The sequence below is a fragment of the Saccharopolyspora tripterygii genome (assembly GCF_054778355.1).
Window position 1 is genome coordinate 17,231 of record NZ_BAAGZP010000023.1, and the last position, 22,447, is coordinate 39,677.

The window sequence follows — 22,447 nt, forward strand, 5'->3', positions numbered from 1 at the left end:
CCCGACGACTCCTGCCGCGAAACGCGGAAGCATTCCTCTTAGACACGGCCGGGTAGGGCTTCCCGGATCACCCGTCGAGAGAGGAAGAGCGAAATGGACACCCAGAGCACCATTCGGCCCGTAGCTACCGACATGGACGGTGTCATTCGCGAGCACGGCGCTGCGCTGCTCTCCTACGCCACGCGCTTGGCCGGTGACCGGTACCTCGCCGAGGACATCGTGCAGGAGACGTGGCTGCGCGCGTGGCGGCACGCCGACCGGCTCAGCAACGGCAACGGATCGGTGCGCGGCTGGCTGCTGCGCGTCGCCCACAACGTGGCGATCGACCAGCACCGCAGCCGCAAGGCCCGGCCGACCGAGGTGGCCTTCGAGAGCGAGGACCTGGCGAACAAGGCCGTGCAGTCGGCGCCCAGCGACGAGGTCGAGAGCCGGATGGTCGTCGACGAGCTGCTCGACCACCTCTCGCCCGCCCACCGCAGCGCGGTCGTCGAGGTCTACGTCACCGACCGCACCACCGCGTCCGCGGCCACGGCGCTCGGCGTCCCGGTCGGAACGGTGAAAAGCCGCCTGCACCACGCGATCCGCTCGCTGCGCGACCGGTTCCCCGCCCCGATGCTGGAAGCGGCCTGATCAGCTCAGCGCGTGGCACGGGGTCGCGTCGGGCACCTCGGCCTCGACGCGCACGTCGGCGAACGTGACGTCCATCTGCCGCTGGGACCACACCAGGAACGGCGTGTTGACCCGCCGCGGATCGAGACCTCCGCTCACGAAGCACGACAGCGGGATCTTCACCGTCGAGCGGCGTTCCGGCGTCATGCCGCTGAACAGCTTGGTCGCGGAAACCTCCGAGCGGCAGGGGAATTCGCAGTGCATGCCGATCTTCGTGCTGTTGCCGGTCGGAGCGGTGTGCACGATCGCGTCGAAGACCAGCGCGCCACCGTTCTCGGAGTAGGCCCTGAGATCGAGCGGGGTGCGGGGCTCGTCGGTCTGCAGGTACACCTGGGCCGGCTTGTTCTCCATCCAGGACACCCGCAGGCCGTTGTTGGCCCGGTCGGTGGTCGCCTTGATGACCGTTCCCTGCTCGGTGACCTCGTCGAAGATGTAGGAACCGCCCCAGTTGACGTCGGAACCCAGGTACCCGGCGAACGGGCTGATCGGCTTGCCCGCGAACACGTTCAGCGGACCGTCCGGTGGAGCCGGCTTCTCGGCGACCGCGCCTCCAGGGGCGTCGGACTCGCCGTCGGTGGTGGCGAAGATGGTGATGCCCACGCCGATCACCAGCGCGGCCGCCGCCGCGACGACCGGCACCAGCCAGCCCTTCCTCTTCCGCGTCGGCGGTTCGGGAACCGGCTGCGCGGCACCGGTTTCCGGTGTCCCGTCGGCAGCGGGGGCGGGCCGGGGCTGCGTTGCGGTGCGCGCCGCGCCCAGGGCGACGGTGAACTTCGGGTGCAGGGTGACCCGGACGGGCTTGTTGAACTCCTGGGAGAGCATCTGCGCCACCAGCGGGACCCTGGAGGAACCCCCGGCCAGCAGGACCGCGGAGAGGTCCTCGGCGCGGATCCCGGCCGAGACCGTGGTCCGGTGCAGCGCCTCGGTGGTGAGCTGGACCGACGGCCGGATCATCTCGTTGAACTCCAGCCGCGTGATCGTGACGCCGCGCGGCCCGGAGGGCAGCGGGATGGTCAGGTTCACGTCCGGCTCGGTGGAGAGCTCTTCCTTGGCGCGCACCGACATCGCCTGGATCGTCGCGAGAGCGGACGCGGCCCGGGGGTCGGTGACGTCGAGCCTGCTGATCGCGCCGTCGAGCCGCTGGTCGATGTGCGCCAGCAGCGCCTCGTCGAAGTCGATGCCGCCGAGGTGCTCGATGCCCTCCGGCGTTCCCAGGATCTCCATGCGACCGGCGCGCATCCGCAGGATGGTCGTGTCGAACGTGCCGCCGCCGAGGTCGTAGACGGCCACGACCTCGCCGTCGTCGAGCCTGCGCTCGGTGGAGTAGTGGGTCGCCGCCGCTTCCGGTTCGGTGATCAGGCGGAAGTCCTCCACGCCCGCCAGCCGCGGGACCTCGGTGAAGTGCTCCTGCCGGTACGGACCCCAGATCGCGGGGTAGGTCAGCGCGACGGATTCCGGCGCGGCGCCCATCTCGCGGGTCACGGTGTCGAGCACGTCGCGCAGCTGCGCGGCCATCAGCGCGGCGGGCGAGTAAGCCGAACCGCCGAGCACCAGCGGTGTGGGATCGCCCAGCCTGCGCTTGAAGTTCCGGGCCACCTGGGCCGAGTCGGACACCGCGCCCAGAGCGGACTCTCCGGTGAGCAGCGCACCGTCGGGTGCGGGGTGCGCTACCGAGGGGACGACCACTCCGGACGACAACGACACCATGCGGGTACCAGCCGGGCCGCTGACCGCGGCGGAGGTGAACGAAGTCCCGAGGTCGATGCCAACGCCGTAACGCACCTTGTGTGCTCCCTTCGCGTCAGCAAAAGATAATCACAACTGCAGCCGCGTCAACCCTATGCCTGGAGCAAAACGGTGGGGATAGCCCTACCTTCGCAACGGGCTGGCACCCTTTTGCCGGGCAGCCACTCGCGCGAGGCTGGGACGATGGTCGGGACTGCGCGCAGGTACAACGTGCGGGGCGGCGGTACGTGGCTGCCCGGTTGGCTGCGCGTACCCGGACGCAGCACCGCGCGGTACCGCTTCGAGCTGGAGCGGGAGCTCAACGACGGACCCGCCGCCGGTCTGTCGGCGCTCGCGGTCGAGCTGGACCTGTTCTCCGCCGGGGTCGCCGACCTGCGCCTGGCCTCCCACGTGGAGGTCCTCCGGGAGACGGTCTTCTCGCTCATCGAGAACGTCCGCCAGCTCGGCGGCCTGATCCACCCGCCGGTTCTCGCCGAGGGACTGGAACCGACGTGCGTGTCGGTCGCCGAGCGCTTCGACCTGCGGCTGGGTCTGGACCTGCCCGATCACGAGCTCAGCTCGCAGGGCAGGCTCCGGACCGGGCTCCTGGTCGCGGATCGCCTGGCTACGCTGGAGCCCGGCACGACCGTGCGGGTGCGGGTGCGAGGCAGGAGGTTCGTGCGGGTGCGCATCACCGAACAACGACCGGGATCCCGGGTGCGGCGGAACCTGAGGGCGGTGCTGCTGTGCGGGTAGCCATCGCCGAGGACGGCGCGCTGTTCCGGGAAGGACTCGTCCTGCTGCTGCAGGCCGCCGGCCACGAGGTGGTCGGCTGCGTCGGCGACGGCGATTCGCTGCTGGGCATCGTGGCCACCGAGCAGGTGGACGTGGCGGTCCTCGACATCCGCATGCCACCGGAACCCGACGGCGGTCTGACCACCGCGGAGAAGATCCGCGCGCGCAGCCCGGAGACCGGTCTGCTGCTGCTGTCGCACTACGCCGAGACGCACTACCTGATGCGCGTGCTGGAGATCGGTGCCGAGCGCATCGGCTACCGGCTCAAGGAGCGGGTCGCCGGCGTGCAGGTGCTCGCCGACACGCTGGACCGCATCACCGCCGGTGAGATCGTGATCGAACCGACACTCGCGAAGCGGCTGGTCGAGGCCCCCGCCGGTCGGGCGGACAGTCCGATCTCGACGCTCACCGACCGGGAGCAGGACGTGCTGCGGCTGATGGCCGAGGGGCACGCCAACAACGCGATCGCCAAGGAGCTCTACGTCTCCGCCAAGGTCGTCGAGAAGCACACCGCGTCGATCTTCACCAAGCTCGGGCTCCCGCGCGATCAGGCGGTCCACCACCGCCGGGTGCTCGCGGTGCTCGCCTACCTGAGGTCGAGCCGGATCGAAGGGTGAGCCCGGTGTTCCCGCGCTCGACCCGCCCAGCGGAACCGGACGTGCCCGCGCGGCACGACGCCACACCTGGAACCGCGGCCGCGGCCGCGTACTGAAAGGCCCGCATGCGCAAGAACCGGCGCGCCCACGAGGTCGTGGCGTCCGTGCCCCAGGAGAGGTTGATCGGCGCTCTGGTCGATCAGCTGGCGGACGCCGTCGGCGGTCGCGCCGCGTACTGCGTGCCCGCTGCGGGACGTCCCGAGGACTTCGACGTGGTGGCCGCCTCTCCGGACGCCGGCCACAGCGGACTCGGCGAGGAGTCGGCCCGCGAACCGGTGCGCGGTGGCGGGATGCTGCTGGTCGGGAGTGCCCGGCGGTGGGGTGCCAAGGAGCAGGCGGCGTTGCGGGAGACGGCGGGCTGGCTGGCGGTGACCGCGGACTCCGAGGGGTTGCGGGAGGGCCACGAGCGCGCGGCGGAGCGGTTCCGGGAGTTGCGCGGCGAGGTCACCACCGCGCGCGAGCGCTTGGCGCACGTGCGCGATCTGGAGCGGCGCAGGCTCGTTCGCGCGATCACGACCTCGACCCTGCGCGACCTCGACGACCTGCGCCGGCGCTTGCGCGGTTTCGGCGAGCAGCTCGCGGAGGGCAGCGAGGTGGCCCGGATCGCCGAGATCGGCACCGCGGTGGACGACATGCTCGACACGTTCCGGACCGTGGTGCGCGGCGTGTACCCGGCGATGCTGCCCGACCGCGGGCCCCGGGCGGCGTTGGAGGAGCTGGCGGCGACGTTGCCGCACCGCGTCAGGTTCGCCGGGGATCTGGGCAGGCGCGTGGGCTGGCAGATCGAGTCCGGTTTCTACCACGCGGTCGCGGCGGTGCTGAACCTGCTGGCGGGCGACGGGATCAACCGCGACGATCCCACCGTCGAGGTGGAGTTCGTGCGCGACGAGGCGCTGGGCGCGCGGCTGCGGGCCTCGGTCGGTGACCTGTCGGCGGGGGACCTGCGCGCCGCGCTGCACCAGGACGCCGAACGCCTCGGCGTCCTGGGTGGGGCGATGGAGTGCGCCGTGACCGGGGGCGCGGCGGTGGTGACGGTGCGGCTGGCGGACCGGACGACGAGCACCACGACGTCGCAGGGCGAGGCGAGCGCGCTGTTCCAGCTCGTCTCGGACCTGGTCAAGCAGGGGCAGGAAGCGGCGGGCGCGGGACCCGGCAGGGCGGGCTGGGACAGCATCGCGGCACGGCTGGTGCAGCCGCCGCGCCTGGCGATCGTCTCCGACGCCGCCGGACCGGACTCCGCGGAGGTCGACAGCGCGTCCCTGCTGGGGGTGACCGTGGTGTTCGCCGGGGGACCGGCGGATCGGCAGCTGGCGGAGGAGATCCTGGCCGACGACGGCCCGCGCGGTTCGGTCGACGCGGTGCTGTGCCGGGTCCCGCCCACGCCCGAGTTCTGCGCGACGTTGCGCCGAGGCCGGCACCGGGTGGAGCTCAGCGAGACCGCGACCGCGGACGAGGTGGCGCGCAGGCTGGTCACCTGGACACCGGTGATCGCGGCGCGGCGCGCGATCGTCTCGGCCCGGGCGCTGCTGCCGGGACTGCCCGCGGATCACCCGCTGCGCTGGTCGGTGGACCGGATCGCGACGGAAGCCCACGAGATCACCGAGCTGGACCTGCTCGACGAGCTCGTGCGCGGCGACACCCGCCTGCTGCGCGGGGCGAGCGAGGCCGCTGCCCGACTGCTCGGTGCCGAAGGCGCGGACCCGCGTTCCCGCCTGGGTCTGGAACCGGAGGCCAACGACGAGCAGGTCCGCGTCGCGGCTCACCGGGCGGCCGACCGCTGGCGAGCGCACGCGGTCCGCCCGATCACCGGAGGCCGGGACGCCGCAGCCTGCGACGTCCTCGTCCGCACAGCAGAAGGCCTCCTGCAAACCTGACAGTTGTGGGTGGGGTGCTGTGGGTGGGGTGGGGAAGTTTTCATGAAAACTTCCCCACCCCACCCGCACGACCGCGCAGAACGAGACCGGAACAGATCAGCGCGGTACGAAGGCCGTGATCGTCGTTCCTCGTCCTGGTGCTGATCTCACGTCGATCCTCCCGCCGACGGTGGCCATCCTGGCGGAGAGGTTCGGCAGTCCCTTGTTGCGCCCGGTGATGGTGAACCCGGGCCCGTCGTCGGAGACGACGAATTCGAGTCCTGCGGCGTTGTCGCGGACGGTGACGCGGATGGTCGCTCCGGGTGCGTGCTTGTGCGCGTTGTTCACGGCTTCCAAGCACGCGAAGTACACGGTGGATTCGACGAGCGGCGGGTAGCGGCGCAGGAATCCGGTGGTGTCGAGGACGACGTCGGAGTGCGCGTCGAGTTCGGCGCGCAGCGCGCCCGCGAGCCCTTCGGTGGACAGCGGGATCGGCAGGATCCCGGCGGCGGTGTCGGTGAGCGCCTTTTCGGCGGCGTCCAGTTTGGACTCCAGTTCGGCGAGCCGTTCCGGGGTGGCGCCGGTGTGCTCGACGAGGGCCATCGACATCTTGAGCGCGACGAGGTGGTGCTGCGCGCCGTCGTGCAGGTCGCGTTCGAGGCCGCGTCGTTCCTGCTCCATCTCGACCGTGGTGCGCCACCGGTCGTCGACGAGTTCGCGTGCGGCGGCGTCGCCGTCGCGGCGGAGCCGGTCGGTCTCGGCGGCCAGCCGCAGCGCCACGAGCGGGGGGCCGAGGACGGCGGCCAGCGAGTCCAGCGGCCCGGCGGATTCGGGTGCCACGGCGAGCACGGCCTGCACTCGGCCGTCGTACTCGACGGGTTTGCTGAGCCACCGGTCTTCGCCGCGTCCCCACTGGTGGCGTTCGCCTGCGATGGTGAACGCGCAGCCGGTCGCCCCGAGCGCGGTGCCGATGACCTGGGCGAGGGAGAACGCGTCGGGCGCGTGGCAGAGCCCGGCGAGGTGGTCGGCCACCGCCTCGACGGCCCGCTTCTCCTGAGCACGCATCCCTCGAACCGTAGCGGTGCGCGTGGGAGCGCTCTCGCTGCGGTCCCGCTGCTCAGAAGTGGTGCGCAATATGGAGACTGATTTTGTCTAAAAGATTGTGAACAATCGTGGCGATAGTTTAGGTTCCTGGCAGCCGAGCGGAACGCGCCGCACTCGCGGCGGCCCGATGGAGGAGTGCCATGCCCGCCGACACCGCGCACCACCGGGGTTCGCAGACAGCGATCCCGTGCCTGCTCATGCGAGGGGGCACCTCGCGGGGACCGTTCTTCGACGAGCGCGCGCTGCCCGCCGACGCCGCCGCTCGCGACGCCGTGCTGCTGGCCGCGCTGGGCTCGCCCGACGAGCGCCAGATCGACGGGATCGGGGGAGCCCACCCGCTGACCAGCAAGGTCGGCATCGTCGCACCGGGCGCGCGGCCGGGCACCGACGTCGAGTGGACCTTCGGCCAGGTGCAGCCCGGCGGCGCCGCCGTCGACGTGACCTCCAACTGCGGGAACATGCTGGCCGCGGTGCTGCCGTTCGCCGTCGAGACCGGGATGGTCGTGCCCGAGGGCGACCGCACCACCGCCCGGGTGCTCACCCGCAACACCGGCATGGTCGCCGAGATCACCGTGCGCACGCCCGCCGGCCCATCCGGGCAGCGGCACGTCGACTACGCAGGTGAGGCGCACATCGACGGTGTTCCCGGCGGTGCAGCGCCCATCGAGATCGGCTTCCTCGACACCGCGGGATCGGTGGCGGGCTCGCTGCTGCCCACCGGCCACGTGCGGGACACCGTCGAGATCGCCGAGCTCGGGCCGGTCGAGGTGACGCTGATCGACAACGGTCAGCCGCTGGTCATCGTCGAGGCAGCGCGGCTCGGGGCCACCGGGTACGAGTCGCCCGCCGAGATCGACGGGGACGAGGCGCTCAAGGCGAAGGTGGAGGCGCTGCGCCTGATCTGCGGTCACCGCATGGGACTCGGCGACGTCACCGACGAGAACTACCCGAAGATGACGCTCGTGGCGCCGCCGCGGCACGGCGGCAGCGTGTCCACCCGCAGCCTCATCCCCCGGGTCGCCCACCGGTCGATCGGCGTGCTCGCCGCGGTCACCGCCGCCACCGCCTGCGTCCTGGAGGGCAGCGTCGCCCACCGGGTCGCCGCACGCGTCGCCGGCGACGAACCGACGGTGTCGGTGGAGCACCCCTCCGGCGAGTTCAGCGTGACCCTCGGGCTCGATCCCGATGACCCGCAGAAGGTCGTGCGCTCGGCGCTGCTGCGCACCGCGCGGCTGCTGATGTCCGGCGACGTCCTCGTCCCGTCCTCCCACTGGAACACCGTCGCGAAGGAGCGATCCGCGTGATCATCGACGTCCACGGCCACTACACCACCGCTCCGGGTCCGCTCGGCAGCTGGCGCGACGCCCAGGTCGCCGGGCTGGACGACCCGGCGAAGCGCCCCGATCCGGCCGGCCCGATCATCAGCGACGACGAGATCCGCGAATCGCTGGAGACCCAGCAGCTGCGGCAGATGGACGAGCGCGGCATCGACGTCACCGTGTTCTCGCCGCGCGCGTCGTTCATGGCCCACCACATCGGCGACTTCGAGACCTCCTCGACGTGGGCGCGCATCTGCAACGACCTGTGCCACCGGGTCGCCGAGCTCTACCCGCAGCGCTTCGCCTTCGGTGCCATGCTTCCCCAGTCGCCCGGGGTCGATCCGGCGACCGTCCTCGACGAGTTGGAGCGCGTCGTCGACCTGGGCGCGGTCGCGGTGAACATCAACCCCGATCCCTCCGGTGGGCGCTGGAACGCGCCGCCGCTGACCGACCGCTCCTGGTACCCGTTGTGGGAGAAGCTCTCCGAGCTCGAACTGCCCGCCATGGTGCACGTGTCGACCAGCTGCAACCCGGCGTTCCACACCACCGGTGCGCACTACCTCAACGCCGACACCACGGCGTTCATGCAACTGCTGCAGGGCGATCTGTTCACCGAGTTCCCCGAGCTGCGGCTGGTCATCCCGCACGGCGGCGGCGCGGTTCCCTACCACTGGGGTCGCTTTCGCGGTCTCGCGCAGGCGATGGACCGCCCCGATCCCGAGGAAGCCTTGCTGCGCAACGTCTTCTTCGACACGTGCGTCTACCACCAGCCCGGGATCGACCTGCTCCTGGACGTGATCCCGCACTCCAGCGTGCTGTTCGCCTCCGAGATGGTCGGCGCCGTCCGAGGGGTCGACCCGCGCACCGGTCACCACTTCGACGACACCCGCCGCTACGTCGAGAAGGCCGGTCTGTCCGCCGAATCCCTCGCAGCGATCGAAGAGGGCAACGCCCGTCGCGCCTACCCGCGTCTCGACGCCCGTCTGACCGCCCAAGGCCGCTAGGCGGTGCTGTGGGTGGGGTGGGGAAGTTTTCATGAAAACTTCCCCACCCCACCCACAGCCCACCCCATCCACACACCACTCATGACCCCGCCACCGACGAAGGAGTCCTCGTGCACGAACTCGGAGTAGTCCACCGCACCGTCCAGCGAGCCGATCGCGAGGCCGTCGAGGCCCTGTCGCGGTTCGGAGTGGCCACGGTGCACGAGGCGATGGGCAGGGTCGGCCTGATGCGCCCCTACATCCGGCCCGTCTACCGGGGAGCGAAGCTCTGCGGCACGGCCGTCACCGCTCTGCTGCAGCCCGGCGACAACTGGATGCTGCACGTGGCGACCGAGCAGGTGCAGGACGGTGACGTGGTCGTGGCCGGCTGCACGACCGAGTGCGAGGACGGCTTCTTCGGCGAACTGCTCGCGACGTCGATGCGCGCCCGGGGCGCCAGGGGCCTGATCATCGACGGCGGCTGCCGCGACGTGGAGGACCTGCGCGAGATGGACTTCCCGGTCTTCTCCCGGGCCGTCAACGCCAAGGGCACCGTCAAAGCCACCCTCGGCTCGGTCAACGTCCCGGTCGTGGTGGCCAACGCGCTGGTCAACCCGGGTGACGTCGTCGTCGCCGACACCGACGGCGTGGTCGTGGTGCCCGCTGCCAGGGCCACCGAGGTCGCCGACGCGGCGGCGCGGCGCGAGGCGAACGAGGAGGGCAAGCGCGAGCGGTTCCAGGACGGCGTGCTCGGCCTGGACCTCTACGACATGCGCGCGAAGCTCGCGGACCTGGGACTGACCTATGTCGACTGAGGTGACCCCAGGGTGGCTGCCCTGGCACCCGAACCCGAGCGCACCGGCCTTCACCGCACCCGACGGCGCCGTCGACGCGCACTGCCACGTCTTCGGACCCGCCGAGCAGTTCCCGTTCGCGCCGGAGCGCAAGTACACGCCGGTGGACGCGGCCCAGGAGCAGCTGTTCGCGCTGCGCGACCACCTCGGCCTGTCCCGCAACGTCATCGTGCAGGCCACCTGCCACGGCACCGACAACTCCGCCCTTCTCGACGCGCTGCACGCCTCTGGAGGGCGGGCGCGCGGCGTCGCCTCGGTGAGCGCCGATGTCACCGAGGACGAGCTGGAACGCCTGCACGAAGCAGGGGTTCGGGGCGTCCGGTTCAACTTCGTCAAGCGCCTGGTCGACGACGTGCCGACCGAGGCGCTGACGACCATCGCCGCGAAGATCGCCCCGCTGGGCTGGCACGTCGTCCTCTACTTCGAAGCCCCGGACCTGCCGGACCTGGAGGAGTTCTTCCTGTCGCTTCCAGTTCCGCTGGTGATCGACCACATGGGACGTCCCGACGTCACCGCGGATCCCGGAGGACCGGAGTTCACCGCGTTCCTCGACTTCGTGGGTCGCAGCGGCGCCTGGGTCAAGGTGTCCTGCCCGGAGCGCCTGACCAGGACCGGGCCTGCCGCGCTGGACGGACAGCGGCACGCCTACCGCGACGTCGTCCCGTTCGCCCGCGCGGTCGTCGCGGAGTTCCCGGACCGCGTGCTGTGGGGAACGGACTGGCCGCACCCCAACCTCACCGATCACATGCCCGACGACGGCCTGCTGCTGGACCACGTCCCGCAGATCGCCGTCACCGCCGAGCAGCAGCAGGCGCTGCTGGTGGACAACCCGATGCGCCTGTACTGGCCCGAAGAGCAGGGCTGAGCGACGTCCGGGCAACGACGCCCACTTCCACCAGTGGCTGTTGGCGAATGCGGCGGAGCCGCATCCTCTTGCACCACCTGAGCAGCCGGCACCGGCGCTCAGGTTCCGCTACCCGCACCGCCCGGCAAGGCAATTCCGCCGCAACAGTTCTCAGGAGACCGCAGTGCCGCACTCCGCCACCAACTCCGCCAACCGGCTCGACCGGTTGCCGATCTCCAGGTTCCACAAGACCACCATCGTCGCCCTGGCGTTCGCCTACTTCTTCGAGTTCGCCGACATCAACACGTTCGCCATCACCGCCCCCAAGGTGCGCGTGCTGTGGGGTTCGGATGTCAGCCACATCGCCTACGTGACCTCGTCGTCGTTCGTGGGCATGTTCCTCGGTTCGGTCGTGGCGGGCTGGCTGGCAGACCGGCTGGGCCGCAAGCGCACCCTGACGCTGACCACGATGTGGTTCTCGGTCTGGTCGCTGGCGACCGTGTTCGCGTGGGACATGTTGTCGATGGGCGTGTTCCGCGTCCTGACCAGCGCGGGTCTGTCGGCCATGACCGTGGTCGCGGTCGTCTACCTCAACGAGGTGTTCCCGCGGGCGAAGCGCGGGAAGTTCCAGGCCTACGTGATCATGATCGGCATCTGCGGCACCCCGGCCACCAACCTCATCGCCTCGCTCGTGGTGCCGATGGGGGAGCAGACCTGGCGCCTGGTCTACCTGTGGGGCGCGCTGGGCGTGCTGTTCCTGGTGTTCCTGCGCGGGCTCGTGGAATCCCCGCAGTGGCTGGAATCGCGTGGTCGTCACGGCGAGGCCGACGAGGTGCTGCGCTCGCTGGAATCCCAGGCCGCCGCCGAGCACGGCGAACTGCCCGCCGCCGCGGAGCCGGTGGCGGCCGAACCCGCCGCCGCGCCCGGTCTGAGACTGCTCAAGCAGAAGAAGTTCCTGCTCCCGACGCTCCTGCTGTCGGTGCTGTGGATCACCCAGACCATCGGCTTCTTCGGGTTCTCCTCGTGGGCCCCGACCCTGCTGGCCGCCGAAGGCGTCAGCGTGGAGGACTCCATCTTCTTCGTCGCGCTGACGACCGTCGGTGCGCCGCTGGGATCGTTCCTCGCCGCGCAGGTCACCGACCGGTTCGAGCGCAAGTGGTGCCTCGTGGTGTTCGGGCTGATCATCGCCGCGTCGGGCCTGTTGTACGGGCTGACCTTCGTGCCGGTGCTGGTCGTGGTCTTCGGGTTCATGGTCAACCTGTTCGAGCGCGGCTACACCGCCCTGGCCTACGCCTACTCCCCGGAGCTCTACGACACCGACGGCCGCTCGCTGGGCACGTCGATCTCCTACGGCGTGGGCAGACTGTCCAACGCGGTGGGTCCGCTGATCATCGCCGGGCTCTACAGCGGATTCGGGTACATGACGGTCTTCTACTTCATCGGCGGCACCTGGATCGTGGGCGCCCTCGCCCTCGCGCTGTTCGGGCCTGCCACCCGCAAGATCCGGCTGCAGGCCGCCGAATCCGTCTGAGCAGTTCGCCCCCGCGCCCGCCCGGTGCTCCACCGGAGGCCGTTCAACGTGCCTTCACCGGATGGTCGCGGGGGAGTGGAAACGAATTGGCCGAACACGCCGACGGCGATGCCGGAGGTGGTTCGCGCTGGGCTCGTAGGCTTGGCTCCGTGGTTCGCCTGGTGCATCTCAACGGTCCGCCCGGGATCGGCAAGTCGACGCTGGCCCGGCGGTACGCGGACGAGCACCCCGGGGTGCTCGAATTGGACATCGACCGGCTGCGCGGGATGATCGGCGGCTGGCGCGACCGCTTCGCCCAGACCGGTGACATCATCCGGCCTTTGGCGCTGAGCATGGCCGGTGCGCACCTGAGCGGCGGGCGGGACGTCGTGCTGCCGCAGTTCCTCGGCAACATCACCGAGATCGAGCGCTTCGAGGCCGTGGCGCGCCAGAACGGCGCCGAGTTCCGGGAGATCGTGCTGCTGGACACCAAGCAGCGATCAGTCGAGCGGTTCGCGCGGCGCGGTGGTGGCGGCGACGCGGAATGGCACCGGCAGGTCAAGACGATCGTGGAGCGGGAGGGCGGCGCCGCCTTCCTCGCCCAGATGCACGACCGCCTGGCGGACGTGATCCGCGCCCGTCCGGCCGTCACGGTGCTGACCAGCGAAGAAGGTGCGATCGAGAGCACCTACGGCGCGCTGCTCTCGATCCTCCGGCGGTGATCGCCGCGGCGCCGGTCCCCCCTCGAAGACCGGCGCCGCAGCGGATGTCCCGTCCGCCCGGGCTCGTGGCTCAGCGCGGACAGGTGGACCGCCGAGGTGCGCGTGATCGTCCCGATCAGCGCGAAACCCCGTGAGATGAGGCGATGATCGGTGGAACGCTGCAACTCCATGGGTTTCGTCCTCTTTCGAGAAGCGCCCGGTACGCAGGGCGCACCGGACGAGCCCTCGCGGAGCTCCCCGGGTACGCGCCGCCCGGGGAACACGTGCGTCGCAGGAGCGAGGGTCCGGAACGCGACCGACTGTAAAGTAGCTCTACCAATCGGTCAATCAATCAGGCCGACCCGCTACTCTGACCGCATGGAACGGGTCGACGGCCGGAAGTTGCGCTTCCAGCACCGTCGCGGCGAAGTGCTCGCCGCCGCGACGGAGCACGCCCTGGACGAAGGGCTCGACGAGCTGTCGCTGCGCAAGGTCGCCCAATCGGCAGGGGTCAGCCACGCGACCCTGGTGCACCACTTCAGCTCCAAGGACGGACTGGTCGCCGAGATCGTCGACCGGGTGCTGTCGGAAACGCTGTCGCTGCCCGACATGCCGCGCGACCACCCGGATCCGGTGCGCGCCATCTGGCGCCGGGCCACCGGCGAGAACTCGCTGCGCTACGTCCGGCTGTTCGTCGCGATCACCGGCCGGGCGATGCACGGGGACCCCGCGCTGACCAAGGCCGTCGCGGCCTCGATGAACCAGCGGATCGACCTCATCGCCGCCGGCCTGGTCCTCCACGGGTGCCCGGAGCCGCGGGCCCGCACGCTGGCGACCTCGCTGATGGCGACGCTGCGAGGTCTGTTCATCGACCTGCTCACCACGGGCGACGAGGACCGCGTCAACGCCGCCTTCGAGGACTTCGCGAAGCAGATCGAACACCGAGCGGCCCGTTGGTGACGGACGGGGCGGTTTTGGTCCGAATTGACCCGGCAAAACGGACACCGATCCTGGGCGGTTCGGACCAAAACTGCCAGGATCCCCAAAACTGCCGGGGTAGTCAGGGCTTTCGGGCCACTGCTCCGAAGATGAGGTTGGTGATCTCGGACTTCGCGGTGAGGGAGGGGCCTTCGGGCCACCAGTCGACCGTGCGGACCAGTCCGGGAGGCATGATCTCCAGGCCGTCGACGAAGGTCAGGACCTCCTCGTTGCTGCGCCACCAGCAGGACTCGACCATCTCGTTCAGGGTGCGCTCGATCTTGCCCGCCAGCTCCCGGTGCTCCTCCGAGCCCTCGGGCCAGCTGAAGTGCGACATCGCCACGTAGGAGCCGGGCGGCAGCGCTCGGACGTAGCGCTGCATGACCTCGCGCGGGCGGTACTGCTCGGCGACGTGGTGCATGGTGCCGGAGTGGATCAGCGCGATCGGGCGCTCGAAGTCCAGGTTCCGGGTGATGACCGGGTCGGCGAGGATGTCGTCGGGGTGGCGCAGGTCGTTGATGGAGAAGTGGGTGTTCTCGTTCTCCGCGAGCATCGCGCGTCCGTAGGCGGCGACGGTCGGGTCGTTGTCGACGTAGACCACGACGGCGTCGGGGTTGTTGGCCTGGGCGATCTGGTGCACGTTCTGCATCGTCGGAAGCCCGCAGCCCAGGTCCAGGAACTGGTCGATCCCGGCGTGCAGCGGCGAGCTCAGGAACCGGACGGCGCGGGTCAGCCAGTACCGGTTCTCCTGGGCCAGCGGCCTGGCCTCGGGCACGATCTCCTCGATGGCGTCGAGGATCGTGCGGTCGACCTCGAAGTTGTCCTTGCCGCCCAGCCAGTGGTCGTAACCGCGGGCGACGCTGGGCGAGGTCGTGTCGATGTCGGTGACGGGCCGCTCGTCGTGCATTGGGTCATGATCGCGCGTCGCGGTCCCCGTGTCGACGTCCGGGGTGCCTCACTCGTCCAACGATTTCCCGCTCATCTCAATGGCTTCCGGACAACTCCCCGGTCAGGCGGCCGTGCATGGCCGCGCTCTCCTCGTTGAGGCCCACGATCTCGACCCGCTTGCCGCGCGCCTCGTACCTGGTGGTGATGTCGTCGAGCGCGGCGACGGTGGAGGCGTCCCAGATGTGCGCGTCGGTGAGGTCGATGACCACGTCGCCGGGTTCGGCGGCGTAGTCGAACCGGTGGACGAGGTCGTTGCTGGAGGCGAAGAACAGCTCGCCGGTGACGTGGTGGACGATCTGGGTGCCGTCCGGGTCGGTGACCGAGGTGACCTCGACGAGGTGCGCGACGCGGCGGGCGAAGATGACCATCGCGGTGATCGATCCGACGACCACGCCGATCGCCAGGTTTCCGGTGGCGATCACGCAGGCCACCGTCACCACCATCACGACGATCTCGCCCGCGGGCATCCGCTTCAGGGTCTTCGGCGCGATGCTGTGCCAGTCGAAGGTGCCGATGGAGACCAGCACCATCACCGCGACCAGCGCGGCCATCGGGATCTGCGAGACGAGCGGTCCGAACGCGATGCACAGGACCATCAGGAAGGCACCGGCCAGGAACGTCGACAACCGCGTCCGGGACCCGGCCGTCCTCACGTTGATCATGGTCTGCCCGATCATCGCGCAGCCGCCCATGCCGCCGAAGAAACCGGTGACGATGTTGGCGACGCCCTGCCCGATCGACTCGCGGGTCTTGTTCGAGCGGGTGTCGGTGATGTCGTCGACCAGCTTCGCCGTCATCAGCGACTCCATCAGCCCGACCAGCGCGAACGCCAGCGCGTAGGGAGCGATGAGCTTGAGCGTGTCCGGGGTGAGGGGCACGTCCGGGATCCCGGGCAGCGGCAGCGACGAGGGCAGCGCGCCCTTGTCGCCGACCGTCGGCACGGCGATGCCGGCGGCGACCGTCATTGCGGTCAGCGCGACGATCGACACCAGCGGGGCCGGGACCGCCTTGGTGAGCCTCGGGAACAGCACCATGATCACCAGACCTGCCGCGAACAGCGGGTACACCGGCCACGGCACGCCGACGAGCTCGGGGACCTGGGCCATGAAGACCAGGACGGCCAGGGAGTTGACGAACCCGACCATGACGCTGCGCGGCACGAACCGCATCAGCTTCGCCACGCCCAGCGCGCCCAACGCCACCTGGAACACCCCGCCCAGGATCACGGTGGCCACCAGCACGCCCATCCCGTGCTCGCGGGCAAGCGGCGCCACGACCAGCGCGATCGCGCCGGTGGCGGCCGAGATCATCGCGGGCCTGCCGCCCGCGATAGCGATGACCACGGCCATCGTGAACGAGGCGAACAGCCCCACGCTCGGATCGACCCCGGCGATGATGGAGAACGAGATCGCCTCCGGGATCAACGCCACGGCCACGACCAGGCCCCCGAGGATCTCGGTGCGGGCGACTGCCGGGGACATCCAGGCAGGGCGGGTCAGGAACTGTTTCGGCACGTGGAAGACCAGACTGCTCGGGCGCCGCAACGCGGCGCGAGACGTCGCCACCGCGCACGGCGGGACATGACGAACGGGGGAGAGGGGCGACGTTGCCCGGCAGCTCTGCCTACACGGTAGACGAGCAGGAGGGCACATCCGCTGGGCGGGGACGGTCCCTTCCCGGCGCTGCGCAGCGGGTTTATGTTGATGGGTGCATCGCCTCCAGCGGTGACGAGCCGCACGCCGATCGGACGTCCCGCGCCGATCGCGCTGGTGGGGGTGATGCGCCGGAACTCCGGATCCTTCTCCGACCGGGGAGGCTGCGATGTTGAACCGGGATGAGCGGCGGAGGCTCCACGAGATCGAGCGGTGGTTCGAGGAGAACGAGCCTCGGTTCGCGGAGTCGGTCAGGCGACCGCCGCCGGACGCCGGCACCCAACGGCGGCGGTGGGCGGCGATCGCCGTCGCGGTGCTCGGCTGCCTGGTGCTCTTCGCCGGGCTGGTGCTGGTCAGTCCAGTAGTAGTGTTCCTCGGCATCAGCCTCGGCGTGGGCGCCCTGGCCGTGCGCTACCTCCTGCTCAGCACCGGGCGGTGATCACGAGGTGCGGGCGCGGACCCAGTCGTGGAACTCGGCGATGTGGTGCTCGCTGGGGACCAGCACGCCGCCGGAGGCGTAGGAGCGGGAGTCCATCGCCAGCTGGCAGCGCTCGCACGCGTCGAAGTCCTGCTGGTTGACCCGGTGGAACAGCTCCACCGACTGCGAGAGGTCCTGGCCCGAATCGATGACCTCCGGCAGGTACAGCCAGTCGCAGTCCACGAGCGTCCGGTCCGGGGCCAGCGGGTACATCCGGTGGATGATCACGTGGTCGGGCACGAGGTTGAGGAACACCTGGGGGCGCACGGTGATCGCGTAGTACCGGCGGTCCTGGTGCTCGCCGACTCCGGGCAGCTGCTGGAGCCCGCTGCTGCCGTCGACGGTGAAACCGCTGACCTCGTCACCGAATTCCGCTCCGTGGCCGACGTAGTACTGCGCGGCGAAGCCGTCGGCGAACTCCGGCAGCACCTCGGTGAGCTCGGGGTGGATGGTGGCGCAGTGGTAGCACTCCATGAAGTTCTCGATGATCTGCTTCCAGTTCGCCTTGACGTCGTAGCGGATCCGCTCGCCGAGTGCGAGCCCGGCGACGTCGTAGGAGTCGATCTCGCCCGCGCCGCCTAGACGCTGGGCGACGTCGGCGATGACGGCATCCTCGAAGGACGGGGCCTCACCCGCCAGGCACACCCAGGCGTAGCCGAGCCATTCCCGCAGGTGCACGCGGTGGAGCCCGTAGTCGCCGCGGTCGACGTCGGGCATCCCGGCGAGGTTGGGCGCGGCGATCAGCGATCCGTCCAGCCCGTAGGTCCAGGCGTGGTAGGGGCATTGCAGCGAGCGCTGCACCTGGCCGGACTCGGTGGTGCACAACCGCGCGCCCCGGTGCCTGCACACGTTGAGGAAGGCGTTGAGGTGGCCCTTGCGGTCGCGGGCGATGAGCACGCTCTCCCTGCCGACCTGCACGGTCTGGAAAGCGCCGGGGGTGGCGAGGTCGGCGCTGCGCACCGCGCAGAACCAACCGGCTTCGAAGATCCGCTCCTGCTCCTGCGCGAAGATCGAGGGGTCGGTGTAGTGGTGGCCGGAGAGAGTGGCCCGCAGGCTCTGCGGCAACTCCGCAGCGGTCATCTCGGGTGCCTTTCGGCTCGGTCCGCACGGGGAGAGTTGTTGCGCTATGAGAGTCGGGTTGCCTGATCGACAACACGATGCGATCGCGCATCGGGCGCTGTCAAGACGTCCGGGACGGTTACCGCGAGGTAGCCGGTGAGATCCGGGGTTTTCCCGGGGTGAACCGGAATTCGACGCCTCCGACGTATTGACGCGACTCTCGGCGCGGCCTCACTCTGTTGCGCATGGCGTCATAGGTTCTCTAATGCGCAACACAGGAGGTTCGATGTTCGCTGTCTGCCGTGCCGACGAGCTCGCCCCGGGCGAGTCGACCCGGTTCGTCGCCGATGTTCCGATCGCCGTCTTCAACGCCGACGGCGTGTTCTACGCGGTCGACGACACCTGCACTCACCAGGACGCGTCGCTGTCGGCGGGGTTCGTCGAAGGGTGCTTCGTCGAATGTCCCTTGCACGCGGCGTTCTTCGACCTCCGCGACGGCAAGCCGACGTGCCCGCCCGCCAAGCGGGCGCTGCGCACCCACCGGGTCCTGGTCGAGGGCGGCACCGTCTACGTGCAGCTCACCCCGCGCGAGGTGGAACTCCCGCTGGAGGCCGAGGGCGCGGCCTGATCAGTCCGGGCGGCGGCGTTCCAGCAGGACGGTGTCGCGCCAGACCCCGTGGTGCTCGGCGATGCGCTCCCGGGTTCCGACCACGCGAAACCCGGCGGCGCGGTGCAGGGCGATGCTGACCTCGTTCTCCGGGAAGATCGAGGTCAGCAACGTCCAGAGCCCCCCGGCGTCGGCCGCGGTGACCTGCCGGTGCAGCAGTGCCTTCCCGACTCCTCGACCGCGGAACCCGGCGCCGGTGTAGATCGAGGTCTCCGCGACCCCGGAGTAGCACTCGCGCGCCGACACCGGCGTCGCAGCGCCCCAGCCGGCGACCTCGCCGTCGATCTCGGCGACCCAGCGGTGCCCGCGAATCCACTTGGCGTCCAGCGCTTCCCGTGCCGGTACCTCGTTCTCGAACGTTGCGTTGCCGGTCGCGATCCCCTCGGCGTAGATCCGGCGCACCGAATCCCAGTCGTGCTCCCGGAGCTCCCGGATCACCAGTGGCGACATGCCACCAGCGTGAGCCGCCCCGCACGCGCGGGCAAGCTCATCGCGGTGTGACCGTGCCCGAGGCCGCGTCGACGGTGATGACCTGGCCCGTGGTGATGTCGGTGGTGGCGTTGCGGACGCAGATCACCGCCGGGATGCCGTACTCGCGTGCCACGGTCGGGCCGTGCGCCATCGGCGAACCGGTCTCGGTGACCAGGCCGGCAGCCGTCATGAACAGCGGCGTCCAGCCGGGGTCGGTGGTGGTGGCGACCAGGATCTCGCCGGGTTCGATCCGCGCGTCGGCGGGGTCGTGCACGACCCGGGCCGGTCCGGTGACCTTGCCAGGGGACGCCCCGATCCCGGTCATCGCACCGTCGGCAGCGGGTGTGGCCGGCGCGGTGGCCTCCAGGTCGGTGCCGTCGGAGAGCACCGCGATCGGAACCACCCGGCGCCGGACCTCCCTGTCGTAGCGGGACTTCCGCTCGCGAGCGAGCTCCCGCTGGTCGGAACCGCGCACGGCGGCGCGGATCTCGTCGAGCTCCAGGAACATCACGTCGTCGGCCTGCGCCAGCAGACCCCGCCGGGCGAGATCGTCGCCGATGGCCAGCAGCTGTTCGCGCACGGCTTGCAGCGAGTACAGCCACGCGAACTTGCCGAGCTCGCGCAGCCCGGTGAGCTTGCGCGAGCGGCGCATGAAGAAGCGGGCCAGGTGGGCGCGGACCGGGCGCTCGCGGCGGGCGCGCTCGAAGAGCTCGTCGATCATGGCCTCGGCGCGTGCCGCGGACTGCTCGAACCGGCGGTCGGGCGCCTGCTCGGGGTCGGTGATGCGCAGGTATCCGGCGATGGTCGCGAAGATCTGCGTCGGGTCCTCCGACCAGCGCGGTACGCCGACGTCCACCTCGGCCGGGGCGCGGTGGCCGTAGCGCGCGAGGAAGTCGTCCATGCCGATGTCGGGCAGCTCGCCCGCGCGGTAGCGCTCGGTGAGCTCCTCCGGTGGCGTGCTGCGCAGCAGCTCCCGGGCGTCGGCGTCCAGGTTGGCCGTCAGCCGCCACAGCGCCAGGTCCATCTCGGTGGTGACGTTGTGCGGCAGCCCGCCAAGGACGGTGTCCAGCTCGGCGGTCGTGGCGACGTCCTTGAGCAGCGACTTCGGGATCTGGCCGACGATGATGCCGAAGAACAGCGGCCAGATCACCTCGGAGGCGGTCATGAACCCGCGCTGCACCTCCTCGGCGAAGCGCAACCGCTGCTGCGAGTTCGCGAGCGCCGGGGCCTGGGCCTGGTGCTTGAGCTGCTCGGTCGCGCGGAAGGCGCGCTTTCGGGTGCCGTCCGGGTCGATCAGCGTGCGGAGGAGTTCGAACTTGGCCTTGGGCACGACCGCGAGGCTCTTGCGCAGCAGCGGCGCGACCGGGAACGGTAGTCCGCTGGTGGTCGGTGCGAAGCGCGGATCGGTGAGCAGCCGCTGCACGATCTCGACGTTGCGCGGGCCGTAGACCTCCATCATCTGCGGCATGCGGGAGCGGAACCGCTTGTTGCGCAGCATGTCCGAGAAGTCCATGAACAGCCGGTCGCCGACCGGCACGATGCCCATCGCGTCGCCGAACGCGCCACCGGAGAGCCCGGCCGAGTCCATCCACAGCTTCGCGCCGTGCGTCAGGGCGGACATCCCGGCCGGGGTGAAGGGCCGCACCATCCCTTGCATGTGGCCCATCTCGAAGTAGGCCCGCAGCTCGCCGGTCTGCGGCGGGAGCGGGAAGAGCGTCGTGATGGCGCGCGACTGCAGCAGCCACAGCTGATCGTTCTGGTCGATGGCCCACTCGATGTCCTGCGGCGCGCCGAAGCTCTCCTGCACGCGCGATCCCGCGTCCCGCAGCGCGTCGAGCTGCGCGGAGTCCAAACACCCGTCGGTGCGCTGCGGTGTTCCGCTCAGGACGTAGTGGTCGGCGATGACCGACCCGTCGACGACCACGTCACCCAAGCCGGGCGCGGCGTCGACGACCATCTCGGACCGCGTGCCGGTCAGCGGGTTGGCGGTGAACAGCACTCCCGCGGTCTTCGCGTCGACCATCCGCTGCACGACGACGGCCATCAGCACGTCGGTGCCGATCTCGTTGGCCTCGCGGTAAGCGACGGCCCGGTCGGAGTGCAGCGAGTCCCAGCAGCGGCGGATCGCCGACAGCAGCTCCTGCTCGCCACTGACGTTGAGGAACGTGTCCTGCTGCCCGGCGAAGCTGGCGTCGGCCAGGTCCTCCGCGGTCGCGCTGGAGCGCACCGCCACCGCGCCGCCGCCCAGCCGCCGGTAGGCGTCGAGGACTTCTCGCTCCGGGATCTCGCCCTTCCCGTGCGCCCGGGTCGTCAGGCAGAACCCGTCCGGGACGCGGAACCCGGCTCCGATCAGCGCACCGAGCCCGGCGGCCTTGCCGCCCACCAGTCCGAGCATGCTCGCGTCGACCTGCGCGAGTTCGAGAACCTGAAACTCGTTGCCGGTCACCATCACCACTCCAGTCCGAACGGCGAACACCATTACAACGCCGACCAGACTTCCCGGCACACCACGGCCGAAGGGCCGATGCCCAGATGCTAGGCCCGCGACAGGCGATCAGCCGTCAAGAAACCGTCAAAATCCTGACGCCGCCGTACGCTGCGGCCCGTGGCTGCACAGGTGGAACTGGACGTCGTGGACATGCGTTTGCTGCGGGCGTTGCAGGAGGACGCCCGGATGACCAACCGCGAGCTGGCGGCGAGAGCGGGCATCGCGACCTCGACCTGCTCGGACCGGTTGGCGCGTCTCCGGGACGCGGGCGTGATGCGCGGGTCGGCGGTGCAGATCGAACCGAGCGCGGTCGGTCGCCCGCTGGAGGCGATGCTGGCGGTGCGCGTCCACCCGCACCGGCGTCCGCTCGTGGACCCGTTCGTGCAGCACGTCCTAGCCCAGCCCGAGACGCGGCACCTGTACCACCTGACCGGCCCGGACGACTTCCTCATCCACGTGACCGTCGTCGACGCCGGCGACCTGCAGAGGCTGGTGCTGGACGAGCTCACGGCGCGCGACGAGGTCGTCATGGTGCACACGCACTTGATCTTCCACCAGTGGAGCGGGGGCCCGCTGCTGCCGCCGGGCGCCGAGGGCTGACCGGACGATCGCCGGAGGAACGCGCTCTCAGACCGGTGCGGCCGGACCAACCCGGATCAACTTCGCCGTCTGCCGACGTTCGTCCGGAGATCG

At 70.4% G+C, this 22,447-nt stretch carries 20 protein-coding genes and 1 pseudogene; 14 read left to right on the forward strand and 7 right to left on the reverse strand.

Going from position 1 to position 22,447, the window contains the following annotated elements:
* The first annotated feature begins 93 nt into the window (after window positions 1-93).
* Window positions 94-630, forward strand: coding sequence for a sigma-70 family RNA polymerase sigma factor (locus ACYVF3_RS18435; protein ID WP_461155464.1), 537 nt, complete (start codon window positions 94-96; stop codon window positions 628-630).
* Here the strand turns inward: ACYVF3_RS18435 and ACYVF3_RS18440 are convergent, their stop codons facing one another.
* Entirely contained in the window at window positions 631-2,451 is a 1,821-nt protein-coding gene (locus ACYVF3_RS18440; protein ID WP_461155465.1) for an Hsp70 family protein, read from the reverse strand.
* A gap of 147 nt (window positions 2,452-2,598) precedes the next feature.
* On the opposite strand from ACYVF3_RS18440, the gene ACYVF3_RS18445 reads away from it, so the two are divergent.
* From ACYVF3_RS18445 to ACYVF3_RS18455, 3 genes are all read left to right on the forward strand, one after another.
* A complete protein-coding gene (locus ACYVF3_RS18445) occupies window positions 2,599-3,150 on the forward strand; it encodes a hypothetical protein (protein WP_461155466.1) in 552 nt (183 codons plus the stop codon).
* Window positions 3,141-3,806 carry a response regulator transcription factor gene (locus ACYVF3_RS18450; protein WP_461155467.1) on the forward strand — a complete coding sequence of 222 codons (666 nt, stop codon included), beginning with the start codon at window positions 3,141-3,143 and terminating at the stop codon, window positions 3,804-3,806. Before ACYVF3_RS18445 ends, ACYVF3_RS18450 begins: the two co-directional genes overlap by 10 nt.
* 104 nt (window positions 3,807-3,910) lie before the next feature.
* Entirely contained in the window at window positions 3,911-5,719 is a 1,809-nt protein-coding gene (locus ACYVF3_RS18455; RefSeq protein WP_461155468.1) for a hypothetical protein, read from the forward strand.
* Between the two features lie 96 nt (window positions 5,720-5,815).
* On the opposite strand, the gene ACYVF3_RS18460 is transcribed toward ACYVF3_RS18455, so the two are convergent.
* Window positions 5,816-6,763 carry a sensor histidine kinase gene (locus tag ACYVF3_RS18460; RefSeq protein WP_461155469.1) on the reverse strand — a complete coding sequence of 316 codons (948 nt, stop codon included), beginning with the start codon at window positions 6,761-6,763 and terminating at the stop codon, window positions 5,816-5,818.
* 179 nt (window positions 6,764-6,942) lie between these two features.
* On the opposite strand from ACYVF3_RS18460, the gene ACYVF3_RS18465 reads away from it, so the two are divergent.
* The 7 genes from ACYVF3_RS18465 (at window position 6,943) to ACYVF3_RS18495 (ending at window position 13,973) form a co-directional block, all read left to right on the forward strand.
* Window positions 6,943-8,106, forward strand: coding sequence for a 4-oxalomesaconate tautomerase (locus tag ACYVF3_RS18465; protein WP_461155470.1), 1,164 nt, complete (start codon window positions 6,943-6,945; stop codon window positions 8,104-8,106).
* Complete coding sequence (locus ACYVF3_RS18470) at window positions 8,103-9,125, forward strand: amidohydrolase family protein (RefSeq protein ID WP_461155471.1); 1,023 nt, start codon at window positions 8,103-8,105, stop codon at window positions 9,123-9,125. The genes ACYVF3_RS18465 and ACYVF3_RS18470 overlap by 4 nt, the downstream gene beginning before the upstream one ends.
* Window positions 9,126-9,235: 110 nt before the next feature.
* Window positions 9,236-9,919 (forward strand): 4-carboxy-4-hydroxy-2-oxoadipate aldolase/oxaloacetate decarboxylase, encoded by a 684-nt coding sequence (gene ligK / locus ACYVF3_RS18475; RefSeq protein WP_461155472.1) that lies wholly within the window; start codon window positions 9,236-9,238, stop codon window positions 9,917-9,919.
* Entirely contained in the window at window positions 9,909-10,823 is a 915-nt protein-coding gene (locus ACYVF3_RS18480) for an amidohydrolase family protein (RefSeq protein ID WP_461155473.1), read from the forward strand. The genes ligK and ACYVF3_RS18480 overlap by 11 nt, the downstream gene beginning before the upstream one ends.
* Before the next feature lie 163 nt (window positions 10,824-10,986).
* Window positions 10,987-12,333, forward strand: a complete 1,347-nt coding sequence (locus tag ACYVF3_RS18485) for an MFS transporter (RefSeq protein ID WP_461155474.1) — start codon at window positions 10,987-10,989, stop codon at window positions 12,331-12,333.
* Window positions 12,334-12,482: 149 nt separating this feature from the next.
* Window positions 12,483-13,034 (forward strand): AAA family ATPase, encoded by a 552-nt coding sequence (locus ACYVF3_RS18490; protein WP_461155475.1) that lies wholly within the window; start codon window positions 12,483-12,485, stop codon window positions 13,032-13,034.
* A 357-nt stretch (window positions 13,035-13,391) separates the two neighbouring features.
* The gene (locus ACYVF3_RS18495) at window positions 13,392-13,973 is read left to right on the forward strand and encodes a TetR/AcrR family transcriptional regulator (RefSeq protein ID WP_461155476.1); all 582 of its coding nucleotides are present in this window, start codon (window positions 13,392-13,394) and stop codon (window positions 13,971-13,973) included.
* A 100-nt stretch (window positions 13,974-14,073) separates the two neighbouring features.
* Here the strand turns inward: ACYVF3_RS18495 and ACYVF3_RS18500 are convergent, their stop codons facing one another.
* Both ACYVF3_RS18500 and ACYVF3_RS18505 read right to left on the reverse strand, forming a co-directional pair.
* Window positions 14,074-14,898: an SAM-dependent methyltransferase gene (locus tag ACYVF3_RS18500; RefSeq protein ID WP_461155477.1), complete on the reverse strand. Its 825-nt coding sequence runs from the start codon at window positions 14,896-14,898 to the stop codon at window positions 14,074-14,076.
* A 76-nt stretch (window positions 14,899-14,974) separates the two neighbouring features.
* On the reverse strand, window positions 14,975-16,420 hold the full coding sequence (locus ACYVF3_RS18505) for a SulP family inorganic anion transporter (protein WP_461155478.1): 1,446 nt from the start codon (window positions 16,418-16,420) through the stop codon (window positions 14,975-14,977).
* 340 nt (window positions 16,421-16,760) lie between these two features.
* On the opposite strand from ACYVF3_RS18505, the gene ACYVF3_RS18510 reads away from it, so the two are divergent.
* Window positions 16,761-17,030: a DUF3040 domain-containing protein gene (locus tag ACYVF3_RS18510; protein WP_461155479.1), complete on the forward strand. Its 270-nt coding sequence runs from the start codon at window positions 16,761-16,763 to the stop codon at window positions 17,028-17,030.
* Here the strand turns inward: ACYVF3_RS18510 and ACYVF3_RS18515 are convergent, their stop codons facing one another.
* The gene (locus tag ACYVF3_RS18515; protein WP_461155480.1) at window positions 17,031-18,149 is read right to left on the reverse strand and encodes an aromatic ring-hydroxylating oxygenase subunit alpha; all 1,119 of its coding nucleotides are present in this window, start codon (window positions 18,147-18,149) and stop codon (window positions 17,031-17,033) included.
* A 265-nt stretch (window positions 18,150-18,414) separates the two neighbouring features.
* Between ACYVF3_RS18515 and ACYVF3_RS18520 the strand changes: the two genes are divergently transcribed.
* Window positions 18,415-18,756, forward strand: coding sequence for a bifunctional 3-phenylpropionate/cinnamic acid dioxygenase ferredoxin subunit (locus ACYVF3_RS18520; protein WP_461155481.1), 342 nt, complete (start codon window positions 18,415-18,417; stop codon window positions 18,754-18,756).
* Here the strand turns inward: ACYVF3_RS18520 and ACYVF3_RS18525 are convergent.
* Window positions 18,757-19,221, reverse strand: a pseudogene (locus tag ACYVF3_RS18525) (GNAT family N-acetyltransferase); the annotation flags it as partial.
* Between the two features lie 61 nt (window positions 19,222-19,282).
* Window positions 19,283-21,715: a PEP/pyruvate-binding domain-containing protein gene (locus ACYVF3_RS18530; RefSeq protein ID WP_461155482.1), complete on the reverse strand. Its 2,433-nt coding sequence runs from the start codon at window positions 21,713-21,715 to the stop codon at window positions 19,283-19,285.
* A gap of 156 nt (window positions 21,716-21,871) precedes the next feature.
* Here ACYVF3_RS18530 and ACYVF3_RS18535 point away from each other — a divergent pair, with 156 nt between their 5' ends.
* On the forward strand, window positions 21,872-22,354 hold the full coding sequence (locus ACYVF3_RS18535; protein ID WP_461155483.1) for an Lrp/AsnC family transcriptional regulator: 483 nt from the start codon (window positions 21,872-21,874) through the stop codon (window positions 22,352-22,354).
* Window positions 22,355-22,447 lie beyond the last annotated feature (93 nt).